The following is a 16623-nucleotide window of genomic DNA, read 5'->3' as shown; positions in this document are numbered from 1 at the left end:
CAGGTCCAGGGCTGCCGAATGAGCGGCGCCTAGCAGGCTGAGCGAAGAACCTGCGTGAACACGGGGGCTCCCGCGCGTTTCCTCTTCCCCGTGTTCATGCAATCGTCCGGGAATCGGACTTGAGGGCATTCTTTCGCCGCGGTTCACAAAATTAGCTGTAGGTGCCAAGGGTGGGGAAATAGACGCGGACGAACATTCATGCACTGTATGCATGAATCGATTCATGATCCATGTGTATGAGTGGTTCGCCGGTCGCATGAATGCCGCTTCGTCGAGGTCTTACGCTCAGCAGCTGTCCATGAGGAGCAAGGGAAAGCTGAGGGGCGGAGGTTCTGCCGTTGAACGGGCGGCTTAGCGTGGGCATCGTGGGCGCTGGACCGCGAGGGCTCACTGTCTTGGAGCGGTTGTGCGCCAACGCGGCGTCCCACCCGGACGTCGGGCATGTAAGCGTGCACGTAGTCGACCCTGCTCCGGCCGGGGCAGGGCGGGTCTGGCGTACGGAGCAGTCGCCTCACCTGATGATGAACACGGTTGCCGAGCAGATCACTGTGTTCACCGACGCGAGCGTTCTGTGCGACGGGCCGGTGACACCAGGACCCAACTTGTACGAGTGGGCAGCCCTGCTGGCTGCCACGGGACCAGCGGCGGGATACCCAGATGGCGTACTCACGCAGGTACAGGCCCTGAGCCCCGACTCCTACCCCACGCGCGCGCTGTACGGTCACTATCTCCGGTGGGCCTTCCAGCGGACTGTGGAGACAGCGCCCTCAAATCTGAGGGTGAGGGTTCACGAGGACAGCGCGGTCACGCTGGATGGGCGAGGTACGGCGCAGCTGCTGCAGCTGGCGGGAGGGGACTGCCTACGGCTCCACTCCGTGATTCTCGCCCAGGGGCACGTCGCAAACTCTGCCTCTCCATTGTCTTCGCCCGGTTCACGCCGTATCGGGCCGGGCAATCCCGCGGAGATGGACCTCAACGGGATCGGCCCAGGCGAGCCAGTGGCGCTGCGCGGCCTTGGCCTCACCTTCTTCGACTACCTGGCGCTGTTCACCCAGGGACGCGGTGGCGTGTTCGAGGAACGTGTGGACGGGAAGCTCGTCTATCACCCCTCGGGCCTTGAGCCGAAGCTTTACGCGGGATCTCGCCGAGGCATCCCGTACCAGGCGCGCGGCGAGAACCAGAAAGGCATGGGGGAACGCCACCGGCCCGTGCTGTTGACGGACAGCAGGATCCGGGCCCTGCGCCGACGCGCTGCGGTGGATGGTGATGTCCGCTTCTGCCGGGACGTGTGGCCGCTGATCGCCCGTGAAGTAGAGCTCGTCTACTACCAGGCACTGCTGCGGCGACGTGGTGCATCAGCCGAGGCCACGTCGGCGTTCCTGAGTGCCTCCTTGGCCCTCCCTGACCACAGCCCACTGACAGAGCGGCTGCGGGCCTACGGCATCTCCGCATGTGATCACTGGGACTGGACGGCCATCGAGACACCGTACGGTGATGAAGCCCTCAGCGGGCGGGAGGAGTTCACCCACTGGTTGCTGCTGCATCTGGAGCGCGACGCTGCGTTGGCCGGCGGAGGCAACATCGATGACCCGGTCAAGGCTGCCCTCGACGCCCTGCGGGATCTGCGCAACGAGATCCGGCAGGTGGTCGACCACGGTCGGATCACGGGGGATTCCTACCGAGACGAACTGGCCGACTGGTACTCGCCGTTCAACGCCTCTCTTTCCATCGGCCCGCCCCGACGTCGCATCGCGGAAATGGCGGCAGTCATTCGCGCCGGAATCCTGAAGCCCGTGGGCCCAGGGATGCGTGTCGTCCCGAAGGCAGACGGAAGCGGCTTCATGGTCTCCTCGGACAGAGTGCCGGGGGCGCCCACACCGGTCATGGCCCTCATCGAGGCGCGCATTCAGGACCCAGACGTTCGCACGACCTCCGACCCGCTCATGCGACATCTCCTGGACACCGGGCAGGCGGCCCCGTACCGCATACCCAATCCACACGGCGATAGCTATGAGACCGGTGGCCTCGCGGTGACCGAACGGCCCAGCCACCTCGTGGACGCGCACGGTCAGCCTCACTCCCACCGGTTCGCACTTGGCGTCCCCACTGAAGGTGCGCACTGGGCGACAGCGGCAGGTGTCCGGCCTGGAGTCGATTCCGTGACGTTGGGGGACGCGGACGCGATCGCGAGAACGGTGCTCGGAATCGGCGCAGCGCAGCCGTCCGGCCAGGTGGAGATGCCCGTCCGATGACAACGTCCACCGCCGCGCGCGCCCCTGCCACGGCTTCCTCCACCGGAGATCCTCCCTCGGGCCCGTACACAGCTGCGGGGGTGGCGGCGGTCACGGTGCTCACGTCGCTGCCTGTGTTCCTTCCCGGGGCGGCGAACGGCCTGATCTCCTCCGAGTTCGGTTGGAGCTCGGTCCGTATGGGAGCCATCCTGGCCGTGTACTGGCTGGCCTCCTTGTCGGGAGCCTTCATCAGCAAACGGGCTGCCCTTCCTCCGGTGGTCGAACGCACCCTCGCTGTGGCGCTGGGCGCCACGTGTCTGGGGCTGCTGAGTGCAGCGGCGGCACCCACCGTGGGGCTCTGGCTCTCCTCGGCGGTTGGCGGTTTCACCTACGGGTACACCCAGCCTCACACCAATGCCCTACTCATGCGTCGCTGCGCACCTCGACTGCGGGCGTTCGCCTTCGGCCTCAAACAGGCCGCAGTGCCCGCAGCGACCCTGCTCGCCAGCATGGTCATGCCGACGCTGGCGGGACCGGCCGGCTGGCGGCCGGTGTTTGCCGGTACGGCGGTGCTGTGCGGCGTGGCCGCTGTCCTCTTCGCGCGCACGGTCCCCCCGGGCAGTCGGCCCGTGACTGCAGGACGTGACATCGTGCCTCCACTGCGTGGGGATGTCTTCCTGCTGGCTCTGAGCGGCGCCGGATTTTTCGGTGCAATGGTGGGAAACGGCCTCGGCGGCTTCCTGGTCCTGTCGTTGACCAGCCGTGGTGCGTCTTTGTCCGTCGCGGGAGCGGTGGCTACAGCCGGCGCTGCCCTGAACATCGCGGTCCGGCTGATCGCCGGATGGCTGATCGGGCGGCTGCCTCGGGCCACCTGGGCGGCGCTGATCGCAATGTTTGCAGCGGGAGTGGCAGGCACCGTTCTTCTGGCGCATTCGTCGCTCACGCTGACCACTGTGGGTGCCCTGCTTGCTTATGGAGGCGGCTGGGGCTGGGCGGGCCTTCTGCACTATGCCATCGGACTGCCGTACCCGGGCCGAGAGCAGCGGGCCACTGCCTACAGCCAGATGGGAGTCTCGCTGGGTGCGGCCACTGGCCCGATGGCGTGTGGATACCTGTTCACCGTGAACGCGGTCGCAGCCTGGTGGGCACTGACGGCTGCGGGCCTGGCCGCAATGTGTTGTGTCGCCGTGGCCAGGAGGAGGGCTGCCCGAGTCTGACAAGGGAGCGTCCGGCAACGACGCCCGCCTCTTTGACCAGCCGTTCACGCGTCCACCCGCGTTCCTCCCGCAACGCCCGCACCCGCTGGGCGAGTGCACGGGCGTGGTCGTGGGGAGGCGCTGAGCGATGACCTGTCATGTGCGGTGTTCCGCACGACCGTTGGGGCGGCCCGCCGTGGCGTCCCTGGTCAGCTACGAGCCCTGGATTCGCGAACGCGCAGGTCCGAGGGTGCTTGAGCGTCACTCGGACTGCCGCACCGGAGACTGCTCCTGGGAGAAGCCGATCAAGGTCTTCTCCCAGATTTCTCCCAAGCGATCTCCAGGAACCACTCAGGGGCCTGACCCGCCATGCGGATCAGGCCCCTGACCTGGTACTTCACTGTCGGGGTGGCGGGATTTGAACCCACGACCTCTTCGTCCCGAACGAAGCGCGCTGCCAAGCTGCGCTACACCCCGATGTCCACCACGTTGCCGTGGCGACATCGATTACTTTAGCCCACCCGCGCTCGTAGGCGAAATCCGGTTTTCGCGTGCGGGCAGGTACGGGCGGACGCGGTCCAGGGCGACCAGGGCCAGTGCGAGGGCGTAGAAGATCAGGCCCAGGACCAGCGCGTTTGTGGCTACGCCGGCGTAGCCGTGGTCCGCGGCATCCAGGAACGGGTACGGGTAACGGGCCGTGGCGTCCGGGGCGAGGGCGGCGCCGCGGATCAGGGCGAAGGCGAAGTACGCGGCGGGGTAGAGGAGCCACTGGGCTGCGTACCGGAGGAGAAGGCCGCCGGGGGCGGTGAGCAGGAGCCAGTCCAGGGCCGCGCCGACGGGGGTCACGGTGTGGAGCAGCTGGTTGGAGAGCGCGTGCCAGCCGGAGGGCGGGCCGCCGGTCATGGAGAAGCCGCTCGATTCGTTGGCCAGGACCAGGTGGTAGACGAGGCCGGTGATGAGGATGAAGAGCAGCGCGCCGCCGGTCAGCCGCGGAGACAGGGGCGGGCCCCCGGTCCAGGCGCGGACCGCCGACCAGCCGAGGACGAGCGCGAGCAGGGCGTTCGACTGGATCGTGAAGTAGACCGGTACGAGAAGGGGGTCACCGACGGACAGGTCGATCACGATGCCGGCGACAGCCGCGGCGCAGAGGAGCGCCCGATAGACGGCGGCGTAAGGGCGGCGGCGGGGCGGCACGACAGCTGAGGCGGGCACGCCCGCGGAGATCGGGGCGGTCATGATCCCTACGGTAGGACAATTCGACCGGGTGTGAGGCGAAAGGTCCCGGGGGGTTCGGAGGATTCCGAGGGCAGGAGGGTTCGGAGGGTTCCGAGGGCAGGAGGGTTCCGAGGGATCGGACGGTTCGGGCGGGGTGCGCCCGTGGCTGAGACGGGGCGCGCCCGCGGCCCGGTGGGCGTTCGCCGCTTACGAGGCTACGAGCGCGGCGCCGGCCCCGGTGTCAGCGTCAGCAGGGTTGCTTCGGGGGGGCAGGCGAAGCGGACCGGGGTGTAGCGGTTGGTGCCACAACCCGCCGATACGTGCAGGTACGCCCTCCGGCCGCCCGCCTCGTGCGTGGAGAGGCCCTTGACGCGGTCGGCGTCCAGGTCGCAGTTGGTGACCAGCGCTCCGTAGAAGGGGATGCAGAGCTGCCCGCCGTGGGTGTGGCCCGCCAGGACCAGGGGGTAGCCGTCGGCGGTGAACGCGTCCAGCGTGCGGAGGTACGGGGCGTGGACCACGCCGATCGAGAAGTCGGCGGAGGCGTCCGGGCCGCCCGCGACCTGCGCGTACCGGTCGCGCTTGATGTGCGGGTCGTCGAGCCCCGTGAACGCGAGGTCGAAACCGTCCGCGGTGGGGAGCTTGAGGCTTCCGCGGGTGTTGGTGAGGTTGACCCAGCCCGCCGCGTCGAACCCGTCGCGCAGGTCCTCCCACGGGTTGCGGAGCACCCCGGTGGCGGGCGGGTTGCCGTTCAGACCGTGCTTGCCCTGGACCTTTTCGATCAGATAGCGACCCGGATTGCGCAGCTTCGGTGCGTAGTAGTCGTTGGAGCCGAATACGTACACACCGGGGAACTGCATGAGCGGACCGAGTGCGTCCAGTACTTCCGGCACGCCCTCCGGGTCGGAGAGGTTGTCACCCGTGTTGACGACGAAGTCGGGGCGCAGACCGGCGAGCGACTGGAGCCAGCGCTGCTTCTTGCGCTGCCCGCCCACCATGTGGATGTCCGAGACCTGAAGCACCCGTAGCGGCTTCGCCCCCGGCGGCAGGACGGGAACCGTCACCCGTCGGAGCCGGAACGACCGGGCTTCGAAGCCGGCTGCGTAGGCGAGGCCGGCCGCGCCAACGGCCGTGATTCCCAGGGGTACTCCGTAACGTGCGCGCATGTCCCCATCGTTGCAGATGAGCACGGGGCCCAGCGCCGCGGCGGAAATCGGTGGGCGGCCGGGGCGCCCGACCTGCCACACTTGCGTCATGACCACGCCCAAGTCCCAGCTCAAGTCCCAGCTGAAGGAAGACCTCACCGCCGCGATCCGGGCGCGTGACGAACTCCGCTCGTCCACGCTCCGTCTCACCCTCGCCGCCGTCCAGGTGGAGGAGGTCTCCGGCAAGCAGGCCCGCGAGCTCTCCGACGCGGAGGTGGAGAAGGTGATCGCCAAGGAGGCGAAGAAGCGTCGCGAGGCGGCGGACGCCTTCGCCAAGGGCGGCCGGACGGAGTCGGCGGAGCGGGAGAAGGCCGAGGGCGAGATCCTCGCGACGTACCTTCCGCAGCAGCTGAGCGACGACGAGCTGACCGCGATCGTGGCGGGGGCCGTCGACGAGGCGAAGGCACAGGGCGCCGAGGGACCGCGCGCGATGGGCGCGGTCATGAAGATCGTCAACCCGAAGGTCGCGGGCCGCGCAGACGGCGGCCGGGTCGCCGCCACGGTGAAGCGGCTCCTGGCGGGCTGAGGGGACGACGGCGGCTGCCGTAGCTGTACGGGGAGAGGGCTCCACCCGACCGGGTGGAGCCCTCTCCCGCATGTCGCCGCCTACAGGGCTGCCGAAGCGCCCGGACCGCCGAAGCATCCGGACTACCGGCGCACCGACTACCGGCGTACCTGCCTACGGCCAGTTGCCACCGAGGATGTCGTCCCAGTCGCCGCCGTCACCGCCGCCGTCGCCACCCTGGTCGCCGCCGCCGTTGTCACCGTCGCCGTTCCCACCGGGGTCCTGGCCCGGGTCGTTCCCTGGAGGCTTGTTGTCGCTGCCCGGCCGCTTCTTGCCCTTGTCCTTCCCCTTGTCCTTGTCCTTGTCCTTGTTGGGCTCGGGAATGTCGATGGTGTTGAAGCGCGGTGAGTCCTTGCCGTCCAGGGCGCCCGTCATCGCGTCCTTCCAGATGGGGCCGGGAACCTCGCCTCCGTACACCTTCGGCTGGTAGCGGCCGCCGATGGTGATGTCCTCCATCTGGACCTGCTGGGAGGGGCTGCCGACCCAGACCGCACCGGACAGGTTCGGGGTGTAGCCGACGAACCAGGCGTTCTTGCGGGCGTCGGTCGTACCCGTCTTGCCCGCGTTGTCGCGGCCGTTCTGGAGCCCGGCCTTCGCGCCCGTACCGGAGTCGACCACTCCGCGCAGCAAGGTGCTGACGGTGTCCGCGGTCTGTTCGGCCATCGCCCGCGAGCACGAGGTCTTCGGGACCGGGAGGGCCTTGCCACCGGGGCCCTTGATCGACTCGATGGCGACGGGCGTGCAGTACGTGCCGCGGTTGGCGAAGGCGGCGTACGAACTGGCCATCCGCAGCGGTGAGATGCCGTTGGAGCCGAGGGTCAGCGGCGAGGGTTCCTCGGGGATCTTCACCCCGTGGCCCTGGATCAGGCCGAGCTTCTCGCTCATCTTGGCCACCGGGCACATCCCGATGTCTTCGAGCATCTGAACGAAGTACGTGTTGACGGACTTGTTCATCGCTTCCCCGAGCGCGTACGGGCCGACCTCGGCCTCGTTCTCGTTCTCCAGCTTCTGCTTCATACCGACGTTCACCCACGGCTTGCCGCTGCAGGTCGCGATCCGGGCCGGGTAAGGCATCTGGTACGGCGACGGGTAGGTCTGCGTCGGCGGCCTGCCCTCCTCCAGTGCGGCCGCGGTCAGGAACGGCTTGAAGGTCGAGCCGGTCGGGAAGCCGAAGTTCGACCCGCCCATGTTCCTGTCGACGGAGTAGTTGATCTGCGTCTCGTTGTCGCCGAAGCCGTACGGCTTGGACTGGCCCATCGCGAGGATCTTGCCGGAGCCGGGCTCGACCAGCGTGACGGCCGTGGCGACCTTGTCGCTCTTGTAGACGTGCTGCTTGATGGAGGCCTGGGTGGACTCCTGCGCCTTCGGGTCCATGGTCGTACGGACCGTCAGCCCGCCCTGGTTCCAGACCTTGGCCCGGTCCTCCTTGGTCTTGCCGAAGACCGGGTCGTTGAGGAAGACCTCGCGGACGTAGTCGCAGAAGAAGCCGGCGCCGCTGACGGCGGTGATGCAGCCGTTCTTGGGCTTGCTGACCGCCAGCTTCAGCGGGGCGGCCTTGGCCCGCGCCGCCTCGGCGGGCGAGATCTCACGGATGTCGGCCATCCGCTGGATCACGATGTTGCGGCGTTTGGTGGCCTCCGCCGAGTCGTTGACCGGGTCGTACCGCGTCGGCGACTGCACGAGACCGGCCAGCATCGCGGCCTCTTCGAGCTTGAGGTCCTTGGCGTGCTTGCTGAAGTAGCGCTGCGACGCGGCCTCGACGCCGTACGCCTGCTGCCCGAAGAACGTGATGTTGAGGTAGTTCTCCAGGATCTTCTGCTTGCCCAGCTCCTTCTCGACCTGGATCGCGTACTTGAGTTCGCGGATCTTGCGGCCGAGGGTCTGCTGGGTGGCCTGGGCGACCTTGTCTGGGTCGTCACCGGCCTCTTCGACGAAGACGTTCTTCACGTACTGCTGGGTGAGGGTCGAGGCGCCCTGCGCGGTGCCGCCCGACTGCACGTTCCGGTTGAGCGCGCGCAGGATGCCCTTGAGGTCGACCGCGCCGTGCTCGTAGTACCGGTTGTCCTCGATCGCGACGATCGCCTTCTGCATGTACGGCGAGATGTCCTTGAGCGGGACCACGGTCCGGTCGCGCGAGTACACCGTGGCGATCCTGCCACCCTGGCTGTCGAGGATGGTGGTGCGCTGGCTCAGCGGCGGGCGCTTGAGGTTCGCCGGGATGGTGTCGAACTCCTCGATTGTCCCCTTGCTCGCGAGACCGAGCGCGCCGGCGGCGGGCAGGGCGATGCCTGCCAGCACGGCTCCGGCGAGCACGCTGACACCGAGGAATTTGGCGGCCTGCTGGGTCCGCGTGAGACCCCCGCCCGAGCGCTTTTTTGCCATGGGGCGAAGCCTACGTTCTCATTCGCCGGACACATGTAAAGGCTCTGGCCTAAGCTGCTCTCAACTGTCACAGGAGTGCGGCTCCGCATCAAGGTGTGGGAGCCGGTCGAACAACTCCGCGGCCGGGCCCGAATCCGCCGCGACCTGGTCGAACTGTCCCGTTTTATCGGGAAGATGACGCATGTCCCCAGCTCACTCCGTTGGGTGATCTGCCGCATACGCATAGTCCGTTCGGGCCATTCAAGATTGGGCCCGAAGGGGGTGTTGCGCTGTGCCCACCTTCCGTAACGTCCTCAACTGGCAGCGGTGAATATGCCGCTACCGCCGTGGGGGAGCCTCGATTCGGGAGAGGACGGCGCCGGGATGGGCTGGGTAACCGACTGGAGTGCGCAGGCAGCCTGCCGCACTACCGATCCGGATGAACTGTTCGTACAAGGAGCGGCGCAGAACCGGGCCAAGGCGGTGTGCACCGGATGTCCGGTGCGTACCGAGTGCCTGGCGGACGCGCTGGACAACCGCGTCGAGTTCGGCGTGTGGGGTGGCATGACGGAGCGGGAACGCCGTGCGTTGCTGCGCAGGCGGCCGACGGTCACCTCGTGGCGCCGGCTTCTGGAGACCGCGCGCACGGAGTACGAGCGCAGTGCGGGAATACTGCCCGCGGTACTCGAAGAGGACGAGGTCTACGAGGAGACGTTCGCCGCGGTGGGCTAGGCCAATCGTGGGGGACTAGGCCGAAGGTGTCGGCGTGGAAGGTGGCGGATCGGGCGGGGATGCCTGACCGGTCGCCAGCCGCTCACCGATGGCCCGCAGCCCGGCCAGATCGTGTACGTCCCCGGGAAGGGCGGCGACTTCGGTCACTGCCACCTCGGGGTGGAGTGCGGTGAAGCGGTCGCGCGTTCGCTGTTCACGCGCGAGAACCTGCATGCGTTCGGCATGCAGCCGCAGCAGACCCGCGGTCAACTGCTCGACGTCGTCGACTGCGCCTGGATGCTGGGGAGTTCGAGGTGTCTCGGGAGAGGCGGCCGTGGAGCCACGAACTCCAGCATTCCCGTCCCCCTGATCCACAATGCCGCGCTCGTCAAGATTTTCTTCGGCATCGGTTTTCCCGGCATCGGTCTTGCCTGTGACGGGCGCGGAGTTGTTCGCCGGGGCAGGCGTGGAGGTGGTCTCCGCCACGGGCGTGCGGCTGTCCGGCGTGGCGGGCGTCGAGGTTGTTGCCGTGGCGAGGTGTTCCGCCGCGGCCAGTGCCCGTTCGGCGGACAGCTGGGGGGCGCCACTGCCGTGCACCCGGTTCAGCACGAGGCCTGCCAGCGGCATCTCCTCGGCCGCGAGCCGCTCGACGAAGTACGCCGCCTCACGCAGCGCGTCCCGCTCCGGGGCGGCGACCACCAGGAACGCCGTCCCGGGCGCCTGGAGCAGCCGGTACGTGGCGTCCGCCCGGGTCCGGAACCCGCCGAACATCGTGTCCATCGCCGCCACGAACGTCTGCACGTCACGCAGGAGCTGACCGCCCATCAGCTTGCTGAGCGTGCCCGTCATCATCGACATGCCGACATTGAGGAACTTCATCCCGGCCCGGCCGCCCACCTTCGCCGGTGCCATCAGCACCCGGATGAACTTCCCGTCCAGGAAGGACCCCAGCCGCTTCGGCGCGTCCAGGAAGTCCAGCGCCGACCGGCTCGGCGGGGTGTCCACGACGATCAGGTCCCACTCGTCGCGCGAGCGGAGCTGCCCCAGCTTCTCCATCGCCATGTACTCCTGCGTACCGGCGAACCCGGCCGACAGGGACTGGTAGAAGGGGTTCTCCAGGATGGCGCGGGCCCGGTCCGCGTCCGCGTGCGCCTCGACGATCTCGTCGAAGGTGCGCTTCATGTCCAGCATCATGGCGTGCAGCTCGCCACCGGCCGAGTCGTCGACGCCCTTCACCCGGCGCGGCACGTTGTCGAGGGAGTCGATGCCCATCGACTGCGCGAGCCTGCGCGCCGGGTCGATGGTCAGCACCACTGCCCGCCGTCCGCGCTCGGCCGCCCGTACGCCCAGCGCCGCGGCCGTCGTCGTCTTGCCGACGCCGCCCGACCCGCAGCACACGATGATGCGGGTCGCCGGATCGTCCAGCAGCGGATCGACGTCCAGCAGCGGTGCCGGGTCCATCCCGCGCTCCGTGCCGGGGCCGTACGTCGCGGGGGAATCTGCCGCCCCAGCCCCCGGCGCGCTCCGTGCCGCCGTGTCCGTTCCGGGCGTCTTGTCCGTTCCCGGCGTCCTGTTCGTTCCCGGCGTCCCGTTCGTTCCCGACGTCCTGTCCGTACTCATGCTGTTCCCCCTGCCAGGTCCGCGCCGACGTGGGCGCGGAGTGCTGCCGCCAGCCGGTAGAGCCCGGCCAGGTCCAACCCTTCGCCGAGCAACGGGAGTTCGTACGTCCCCAGGTTGAGCCCGGCCAGCGCCGCCCGCTGTTCCCGTTCCAGCTCGACGCGCTGCGCGTGCTCGGCCGCCTGCTCCAGGAGCGGGTCCACCAGGCGCTCCGCGAGCCCGCCACGTCGCGCCCCGCCGAGGCCCGCCCGGGAGAGCGCCTGGGCCACCGCCGCGCGTTGCTCACCCGCGGCGGAACGCAGGGCCCCCTCGTCCACCAGGTGTGGACGGACCATGTTCACGATGACCTTGCCCACCGGCAGCTCGGCGGCCCGCAGCTCGGCGATGCCGTCCGCGGTCTCCTGGACCGGCATCTCCTCAAGCAGGGTGACGAAGTGCACCGCGGTCTCGGGGGACTTGAGAACCCGCATCACGGCCTGAGCCTGATTGTGTATGGGACCGAACTTCGCCAGACCCGCGACCTCGTCGTTCACGTTCAGGAAGCGGGTGATGCGACCTGTCGGCGGGGCGTCCATGACGACGTGGTCGTAGACGTACGCGTTCTTCTTGTCCCGTCGGCGGACCGCCTCGCAGGCCTTGCCGGTCAGCAGTACGTCCCGCAGTCCCGGCGCGATGGTGGTTGCGAAGTCGATCGCGCCGAGCTTCTTGAGCGCCCGGCCGGCGCTTCCCAGTTTGTAGAACATCTGGAGGTAGTCGAGCAGCGCGCGTTCGGCGTCGATCGCGAGGGCGTACACCTCCCCGCCGCCCGACGCGACAGCGATCTTGCGCTCCTCGTACGGAAGGGCTTCCGTCTCGAAGAGCTGCGCGATGCCCTGTCTGCCCTCGACCTCCACCAGGAGGGTGCGTTTGCCCTCGGTGGCGAGGGCGAGCGCGAGTGCGGCGGCGACCGTGGTCTTGCCGGTACCGCCCTTGCCACTGACGACCTGGAGCCTGCTCACGCCATCGAGCCTAACCAGTCGCCCGGGGGCCCAATCAGGAGGCCGTCCTTCCGTCGCGCTCCCACCGGCTACAGTCGGCCGCATGACCAAGTGGGAATACGCGACCGTGCCCCTTCTCGTGCACGCGACGAAGCAAATTCTGGACACCTGGGGCGAGGACGGCTGGGAGCTCGTCCAGGTCGTCCCCGGACCCAACAACCCCGAGCAGCTGGTGGCCTATCTCAAGCGGGAGAAGGCCGCATGAGCGCCGTCGAGGAGAAGCTCGCCTCGCTCGGCCTGACCCTGCCTGAGGTGGTACCGCCGCTGGCCGCCTACCAGCCGGCCGTGCAGTCCGGCGTGTACGTCTACACGGCGGGCCAGCTCCCGATGGTGGACGGCTCGCTGCCGGTCACCGGCAAGGTCGGCGCGGAGGTCACCCCCGAGGAGGCCAAGGACCTGGCGCGGATCTGCGCGCTGAACGCACTGGCCGCCGTGAAGTCCGTCGCGGGTGACCTGGACCGCATCGCGCGTGTCGTGAAGGTCGTCGGCTTCGTCGCCTCGGCCCCCGACTTCACCGGCCAGCCCGCCGTGATCAACGGTACGAGCGAGCTGCTCGGCGAGGTCCTCGGCGACAAGGGCGTGCACGCCCGCAGCGCCGTCGGCGTGGCCGTCCTGCCGTTGGACGCCCCCGTCGAGGTCGAGATCCAGGTGGAGCTCTCCCACGCCTGACCACCAGGTGACGGCGCGTGTGGGGTACCACTGCCCCTCGAACATCGAGACGGTTGGCCGTAGCATCCGGCCATGTCCAATGGTCAGTGGTACCCGCCCGAATGGCCCGACCGGATCCGCGCACTGGCGAGCGGCGAGCTCAGCCCGGCCACCCCGAAGCGGGCCGCGACCGTGCTGCTGCTGAGCGACGGTGACACCGCCGGTGACACCGACGGGGTCGGCCCGGTCGGCGTTGGCCGGGAGGACGCCGGCCGGGAGAGCATCGGCCGGGAGGACGCCGCCCTCTTGGCTGGTTCCGTTCGACGTGGTCGCGGACTGACCGTCCACATGCTGCGCAGACGCGCCTCCATGGCTTTCGCCGGAGGCGCGTACGCGTATCCGGGTGGCGGCGTGGACCCCAGGGACGACGAGTCGCTGGTCCGCTGGGCGGGGCCGTCCCTGGCCGAGTGGGGCGAGCGCCTCGGGCTGCCGGACGACCTGGGCGCGGCCCAGGCGGTGGTCTGCGCGGCTGTCCGCGAGACCTTCGAGGAGGCGGGCGTCCTCCTGGCCGGCGCCACGCCGGACACCGTCGTCGACGACACCACGGGCGACGACTGGGAGGCGGACCGGCAGGCCCTGGTCGCCCGCGAGCTGGCCTTCGCGGAGTTCCTCGACCGCAGGAAACTGGTGCTGCGCTCAGACCTGCTGGGCGCGTGGGCGCGCTGGATCACCCCGGAGTTCGAACCCAGGCGGTACGACACCTGGTTCTTCGTGGCCGCGCTGCCGCCGGGACAGCGCACCCGTAACGCCTCCACGGAGGCGGACCGCACCGTGTGGACGACTCCCGCCGACGCGGCCGCGGGGTACGACCGGGGGGAGCTGCTGATGATGCCGCCGACCGTCTCCACGCTGCGACGCCTCCTGCCGTACCGGACGGTGGCAGAGGTCCTGGCGGCCGCCTCGGGCCAGGACATGACCCCCGTGCTCGCACAGGCCCGACTGGTGGACGGGGAGCTGGTGCTGAGCTGGCCCGGTCACGACGAGTTCACCAAGCACATCCCGGCCGGTGAGGCCCCCGCGGTAGGAGGCCCCCGGTGACGGACGCCGCCGCCCTGCCGGGCCAGCCGAGAGGCGGAGCGCTGTCCGGCCGGGCCTCCGCGCGCGCGGTCAACGTGCTGGCGCCCAACCCGTCGGCGATGACGCTCGACGGCACCAACACCTGGATCGTCTCCGAGCCCGGTTCCGACCTGGCCGTCGTCGTGGACCCGGGTCCCTTGGACGACGTGCATCTGCGGGCGGTGATCGACACTGCGGAGAGGGCGGGCAAGCGGGTCGCGCTGACCCTGCTGACGCACGGACATCCCGACCACGCGGAGGGGGCCGCGCGCTTCGCGGAGCTGACCCGGACGTCGGTACGGGCGCTGGACCCCGCGCTGCGGCTGGGCGACGAGGGGCTGGGCGCCGGTGATGTCATCACCACCGGCGGAGTCGAGATGCGGGTGGTGCCCACGCCGGGGCACACCGCGGACTCTCTCTGCTTCCATTTGCCGGCCGACCGGGCCGTGCTGACGGGGGACACGGTTCTGGGACGCGGCACGACGGTGGTGGCGCACCCGGACGGTCGACTCGGGGACTATCTCGACTCGCTGCGGCGGCTGCGGTCGTTGACGGTCGACGACGGGGTGCATCTCGTCCTGCCGGGCCACGGTCCGGTTCTCGACGATGCCCAGGGCGCGGTCGAGTTCTACCTGGCGCACCGGGCGAAACGGCTGGCACAGGTGGAGATGGCCGTGGAGAGCGGGCACATGAGCGCGTCCGAGGTGGTGGCGCGGGTGTACGCGGACGTGGACCGGTCCCTGTGGCCTGCGGCCGAGCTCTCGGTGCGCGCGCAGCTGGAGTATCTGCGCGAGCACGGCTTGGTCTGAGGCCGGATGTGTGGGCCGGCCTTCCGGATGTGTGGGCCGGCCTTGAGGGCATGTGCGCGGCCTGCCGCAAGTCGCGAGCGGGCCTGATCCGAACGAATTCTGCTTCACTGTGCAGTTCACAAGCTGCGGGGGCGCGAAGGCCCTTTCACTGCGGTGTTTCAGTACGGCCGGGGGGTCTTGGGGCCGTGCACCGCGACGTATTCGTCTGCCAGCCACGGACCGAGATCCTCGGTGTACGTCTGAAGAACGGACCGACCGGCCGTGGGGTTCCCGGCGACGTACGCGACTTTCCGCATCTCGTCGCCGCGTTCCGGGTAATACCGGGCGAACACCTCGGCGGACTGGACAAGTTCGCTGGTGAACCGGCCCCAGCGGGGCATCACGAGAGTCAGCCCGGTCCGCACGATCCGACGGGCGAAGACACGGCTGAGCCGTCGCCGCTCGTCGTCGGTGTCCGCGTCGACGACCAACTGCCGCCACCGGGGCAGTACATCGATCAGGTCGCCGTTGGTCTCCCGGGCCAACAGCGCGTCCGGCCGGTAGCGGGGCAACTGCTCCGCCAGGTCTGGGCCGATCAGCGGTGTGCAGAGGCAGGCGACGAACCAGCCCATGTCGTACCGCTCCAGTTCGCTCAGCAGCACGGCCTCGCTGAAGAGGAGCGTGCCGACGCCGTCGATCTGGTCGAAACCGGCGTCGAGCGCCTCACCGATGCTCCGGGCGTCCGCCCGATCGGCTTCCGTGGGCTCCGCCCGCAGGGCGAGCAGCACGTCCAGGTCGGACCTGCCGGGCACGGCCGTGCCGCGCGGAACCGAACCGTACACATAGGCGCTGTGCAGCCGGTCCACGCCGAAGACCGACGCCACGCGCGCGTGCAGCGCCTCCACGACGGGGCGGAACTCCGCCTGGACGCGCTCCATCGAGCCCTCGCGCTCGATGTACGGGTGCCGTGCCATGTCCGCCGCCGTGGGGTGGTGTGACGACGGCGGGGCGCCCCCTGGGTGAAAGGGGCGCCCCGCCGTCGTGCGTACGAGATGAGACCGCTCTGTGAGCTGAGACGAGACGAGCTGAGACGAGACGCGACGGTCTGGCCCGAGCGCTGAGCCTGAGCGCCTGGTGCTCGTGAACCGCAACGGCTGAGCCCGAGCGCCTGGCGGTCGTGGAACGAATCCGCTCAGCGCGAGCGCTTGGCCAGTCGTTCCACGTCGAGCAGGATCACTGCCCGTGCTTCCAGGCGCAACCAGCCCCGCCCGGCGAAGTCCGCGAGGGCCTTGTTGACCGTCTCGCGGGACGCGCCGACCAACTGGGCCAGCTCTTCCTGCGTGAGGTCGTGCACGACGTGGATGCCCTCCTCGGACTGCACGCCGAAGCGGCGCGACAGGTCCAGGAGCGCACGGGCCACGCGACCGGGCACGTCGGAGAAGACCAGGTCGGACATCTGGTCGTTGGTCTTGCGCAGCCGGCGGGCGACCGCCCGCAGCAGCGCGGTGGCCACCTCCGGACGTACGTTCAGCCAGGGCTGGAGGTCGCCGTGGCCGAGGCCCAGCAGCTTGACCTCGGTCAGGGCCGACGCGGTGGCGGTGCGCGGGCCCGGGTCGAACAGCGAGAGCTCGCCGATCAGCTCGCCGGGTCCGAGGACGGCCAGCATGTTCTCCCGGCCGTCGGGGGAGGTGCGGTGAAGCTTCACCTTGCCCTCGGTCACCACATAAAGGCGGTCACCGGGGTCGCCCTCGTGGAACAGGGCGTCACCGCGTGCGAGGGTTACCTCGCTCATGGAGGCGCGCAGCTCCGCGGCCTGCTCGTCATCGAGCGCCGCGAAGAGCGGGGCGCGCCGCAGAACGTCGTCCACGTGTTCTCTCCTTGTCGACCTGCTCAGGGGACCGTGGTCCCCATGATGCCGGACGGTAAAACAGTGCGA

Annotated in this window: 15 protein-coding genes and 1 tRNA gene; 8 read left to right on the top strand and 8 right to left on the bottom strand. The window is 69.3% G+C overall.

Translation table 11 applies throughout. The features are described 5' to 3' along the window. Positions 1-356 precede the first annotated feature (356 nt). Together ACIQM4_RS10075 and ACIQM4_RS10070 are read left to right on the top strand one after the other, a co-directional pair. Entirely contained in the window at positions 357-2252 is a 1896-nt protein-coding gene (locus ACIQM4_RS10075) for an FAD/NAD(P)-binding protein (protein ID WP_401588680.1), read from the top strand. Between the two features lie 80 nt (positions 2253-2332). Beyond that, positions 2333-3448, top strand: a complete 1116-nt coding sequence (locus tag ACIQM4_RS10070) for an MFS transporter (RefSeq protein WP_401588677.1) — start codon at positions 2333-2335, stop codon at positions 3446-3448. A 382-nt stretch (positions 3449-3830) separates the two neighbouring features. Here ACIQM4_RS10070 and ACIQM4_RS10065 read toward each other — a convergent pair. From ACIQM4_RS10065 to ACIQM4_RS10055, 3 genes are all read right to left on the bottom strand, one after another. Beyond that, positions 3831-3904, bottom strand: a tRNA-Pro gene (locus ACIQM4_RS10065). A gap of 30 nt (positions 3905-3934) precedes the next feature. Beyond that, positions 3935-4663, bottom strand: a complete 729-nt coding sequence (locus tag ACIQM4_RS10060) for a Pr6Pr family membrane protein (protein ID WP_401588675.1) — start codon at positions 4661-4663, stop codon at positions 3935-3937. A 194-nt stretch (positions 4664-4857) separates the two neighbouring features. Next, complete coding sequence (locus tag ACIQM4_RS10055) at positions 4858-5805, bottom strand: metallophosphoesterase (RefSeq protein ID WP_401588672.1); 948 nt, start codon at positions 5803-5805, stop codon at positions 4858-4860. Between the two features lie 88 nt (positions 5806-5893). On the opposite strand from ACIQM4_RS10055, the gene ACIQM4_RS10050 reads away from it, so the two are divergent. Continuing rightward, positions 5894-6370: a GatB/YqeY domain-containing protein gene (locus ACIQM4_RS10050; RefSeq protein ID WP_401588669.1), complete on the top strand. Its 477-nt coding sequence runs from the start codon at positions 5894-5896 to the stop codon at positions 6368-6370. 153 nt (positions 6371-6523) lie between these two features. On the opposite strand, the gene ACIQM4_RS10045 is transcribed toward ACIQM4_RS10050, so the two are convergent. Next, positions 6524-8791 (bottom strand): transglycosylase domain-containing protein, encoded by a 2268-nt coding sequence (locus ACIQM4_RS10045; RefSeq protein ID WP_401588666.1) that lies wholly within the window; start codon positions 8789-8791, stop codon positions 6524-6526. A gap of 363 nt (positions 8792-9154) precedes the next feature. Between ACIQM4_RS10045 and ACIQM4_RS10040 the strand changes: the two genes are divergently transcribed. Then, complete coding sequence (locus ACIQM4_RS10040) at positions 9155-9502, top strand: WhiB family transcriptional regulator (protein ID WP_401588663.1); 348 nt, start codon at positions 9155-9157, stop codon at positions 9500-9502. A gap of 15 nt (positions 9503-9517) precedes the next feature. On the opposite strand, the gene ACIQM4_RS10035 is transcribed toward ACIQM4_RS10040, so the two are convergent. Next, complete coding sequence (locus tag ACIQM4_RS10035; protein ID WP_401588661.1) at positions 9518-10942, bottom strand: ArsA family ATPase; 1425 nt, start codon at positions 10940-10942, stop codon at positions 9518-9520. 155 nt (positions 10943-11097) lie between these two features. After that, on the bottom strand, positions 11098-12096 hold the full coding sequence (locus tag ACIQM4_RS10030) for an ArsA family ATPase (RefSeq protein WP_401588658.1): 999 nt from the start codon (positions 12094-12096) through the stop codon (positions 11098-11100). 82 nt (positions 12097-12178) lie between these two features. Between ACIQM4_RS10030 and ACIQM4_RS10025 the strand changes: the two genes are divergently transcribed. From ACIQM4_RS10025 to ACIQM4_RS10010, 4 genes are all read left to right on the top strand, one after another. Next, positions 12179-12340, top strand: a complete 162-nt coding sequence (locus ACIQM4_RS10025; protein WP_014178397.1) for a DUF4177 domain-containing protein — start codon at positions 12179-12181, stop codon at positions 12338-12340. Further along, positions 12337-12804: a RidA family protein gene (locus ACIQM4_RS10020; protein WP_401588655.1), complete on the top strand. Its 468-nt coding sequence runs from the start codon at positions 12337-12339 to the stop codon at positions 12802-12804. Before ACIQM4_RS10025 ends, ACIQM4_RS10020 begins: the two co-directional genes overlap by 4 nt. 72 nt (positions 12805-12876) lie before the next feature. After that, positions 12877-13881: an NUDIX hydrolase gene (locus tag ACIQM4_RS10015; RefSeq protein WP_401588652.1), complete on the top strand. Its 1005-nt coding sequence runs from the start codon at positions 12877-12879 to the stop codon at positions 13879-13881. Next, positions 13878-14708: an MBL fold metallo-hydrolase gene (locus ACIQM4_RS10010; protein WP_401588650.1), complete on the top strand. Its 831-nt coding sequence runs from the start codon at positions 13878-13880 to the stop codon at positions 14706-14708. Before ACIQM4_RS10015 ends, ACIQM4_RS10010 begins: the two co-directional genes overlap by 4 nt. Before the next feature lie 158 nt (positions 14709-14866). Here the strand turns inward: ACIQM4_RS10010 and ACIQM4_RS10005 are convergent, their stop codons facing one another. Both ACIQM4_RS10005 and ACIQM4_RS10000 read right to left on the bottom strand, forming a co-directional pair. Next, a complete protein-coding gene (locus ACIQM4_RS10005; RefSeq protein ID WP_401588648.1) occupies positions 14867-15661 on the bottom strand; it encodes a nucleotidyltransferase in 795 nt (264 codons plus the stop codon). A 218-nt stretch (positions 15662-15879) separates the two neighbouring features. After that, a complete protein-coding gene (locus tag ACIQM4_RS10000; RefSeq protein ID WP_164258843.1) occupies positions 15880-16554 on the bottom strand; it encodes a Crp/Fnr family transcriptional regulator in 675 nt (224 codons plus the stop codon). Positions 16555-16623: the final 69 nt, after the last annotated feature.

The sequence above is a fragment of the Streptomyces sp. NPDC091272 genome (assembly GCF_044757485.1).
GTDB lineage: Bacteria > Actinomycetota > Actinomycetes > Streptomycetales > Streptomycetaceae > Streptomyces.
This window is presented reverse-complemented; position numbering and strand designations above follow the sequence as displayed.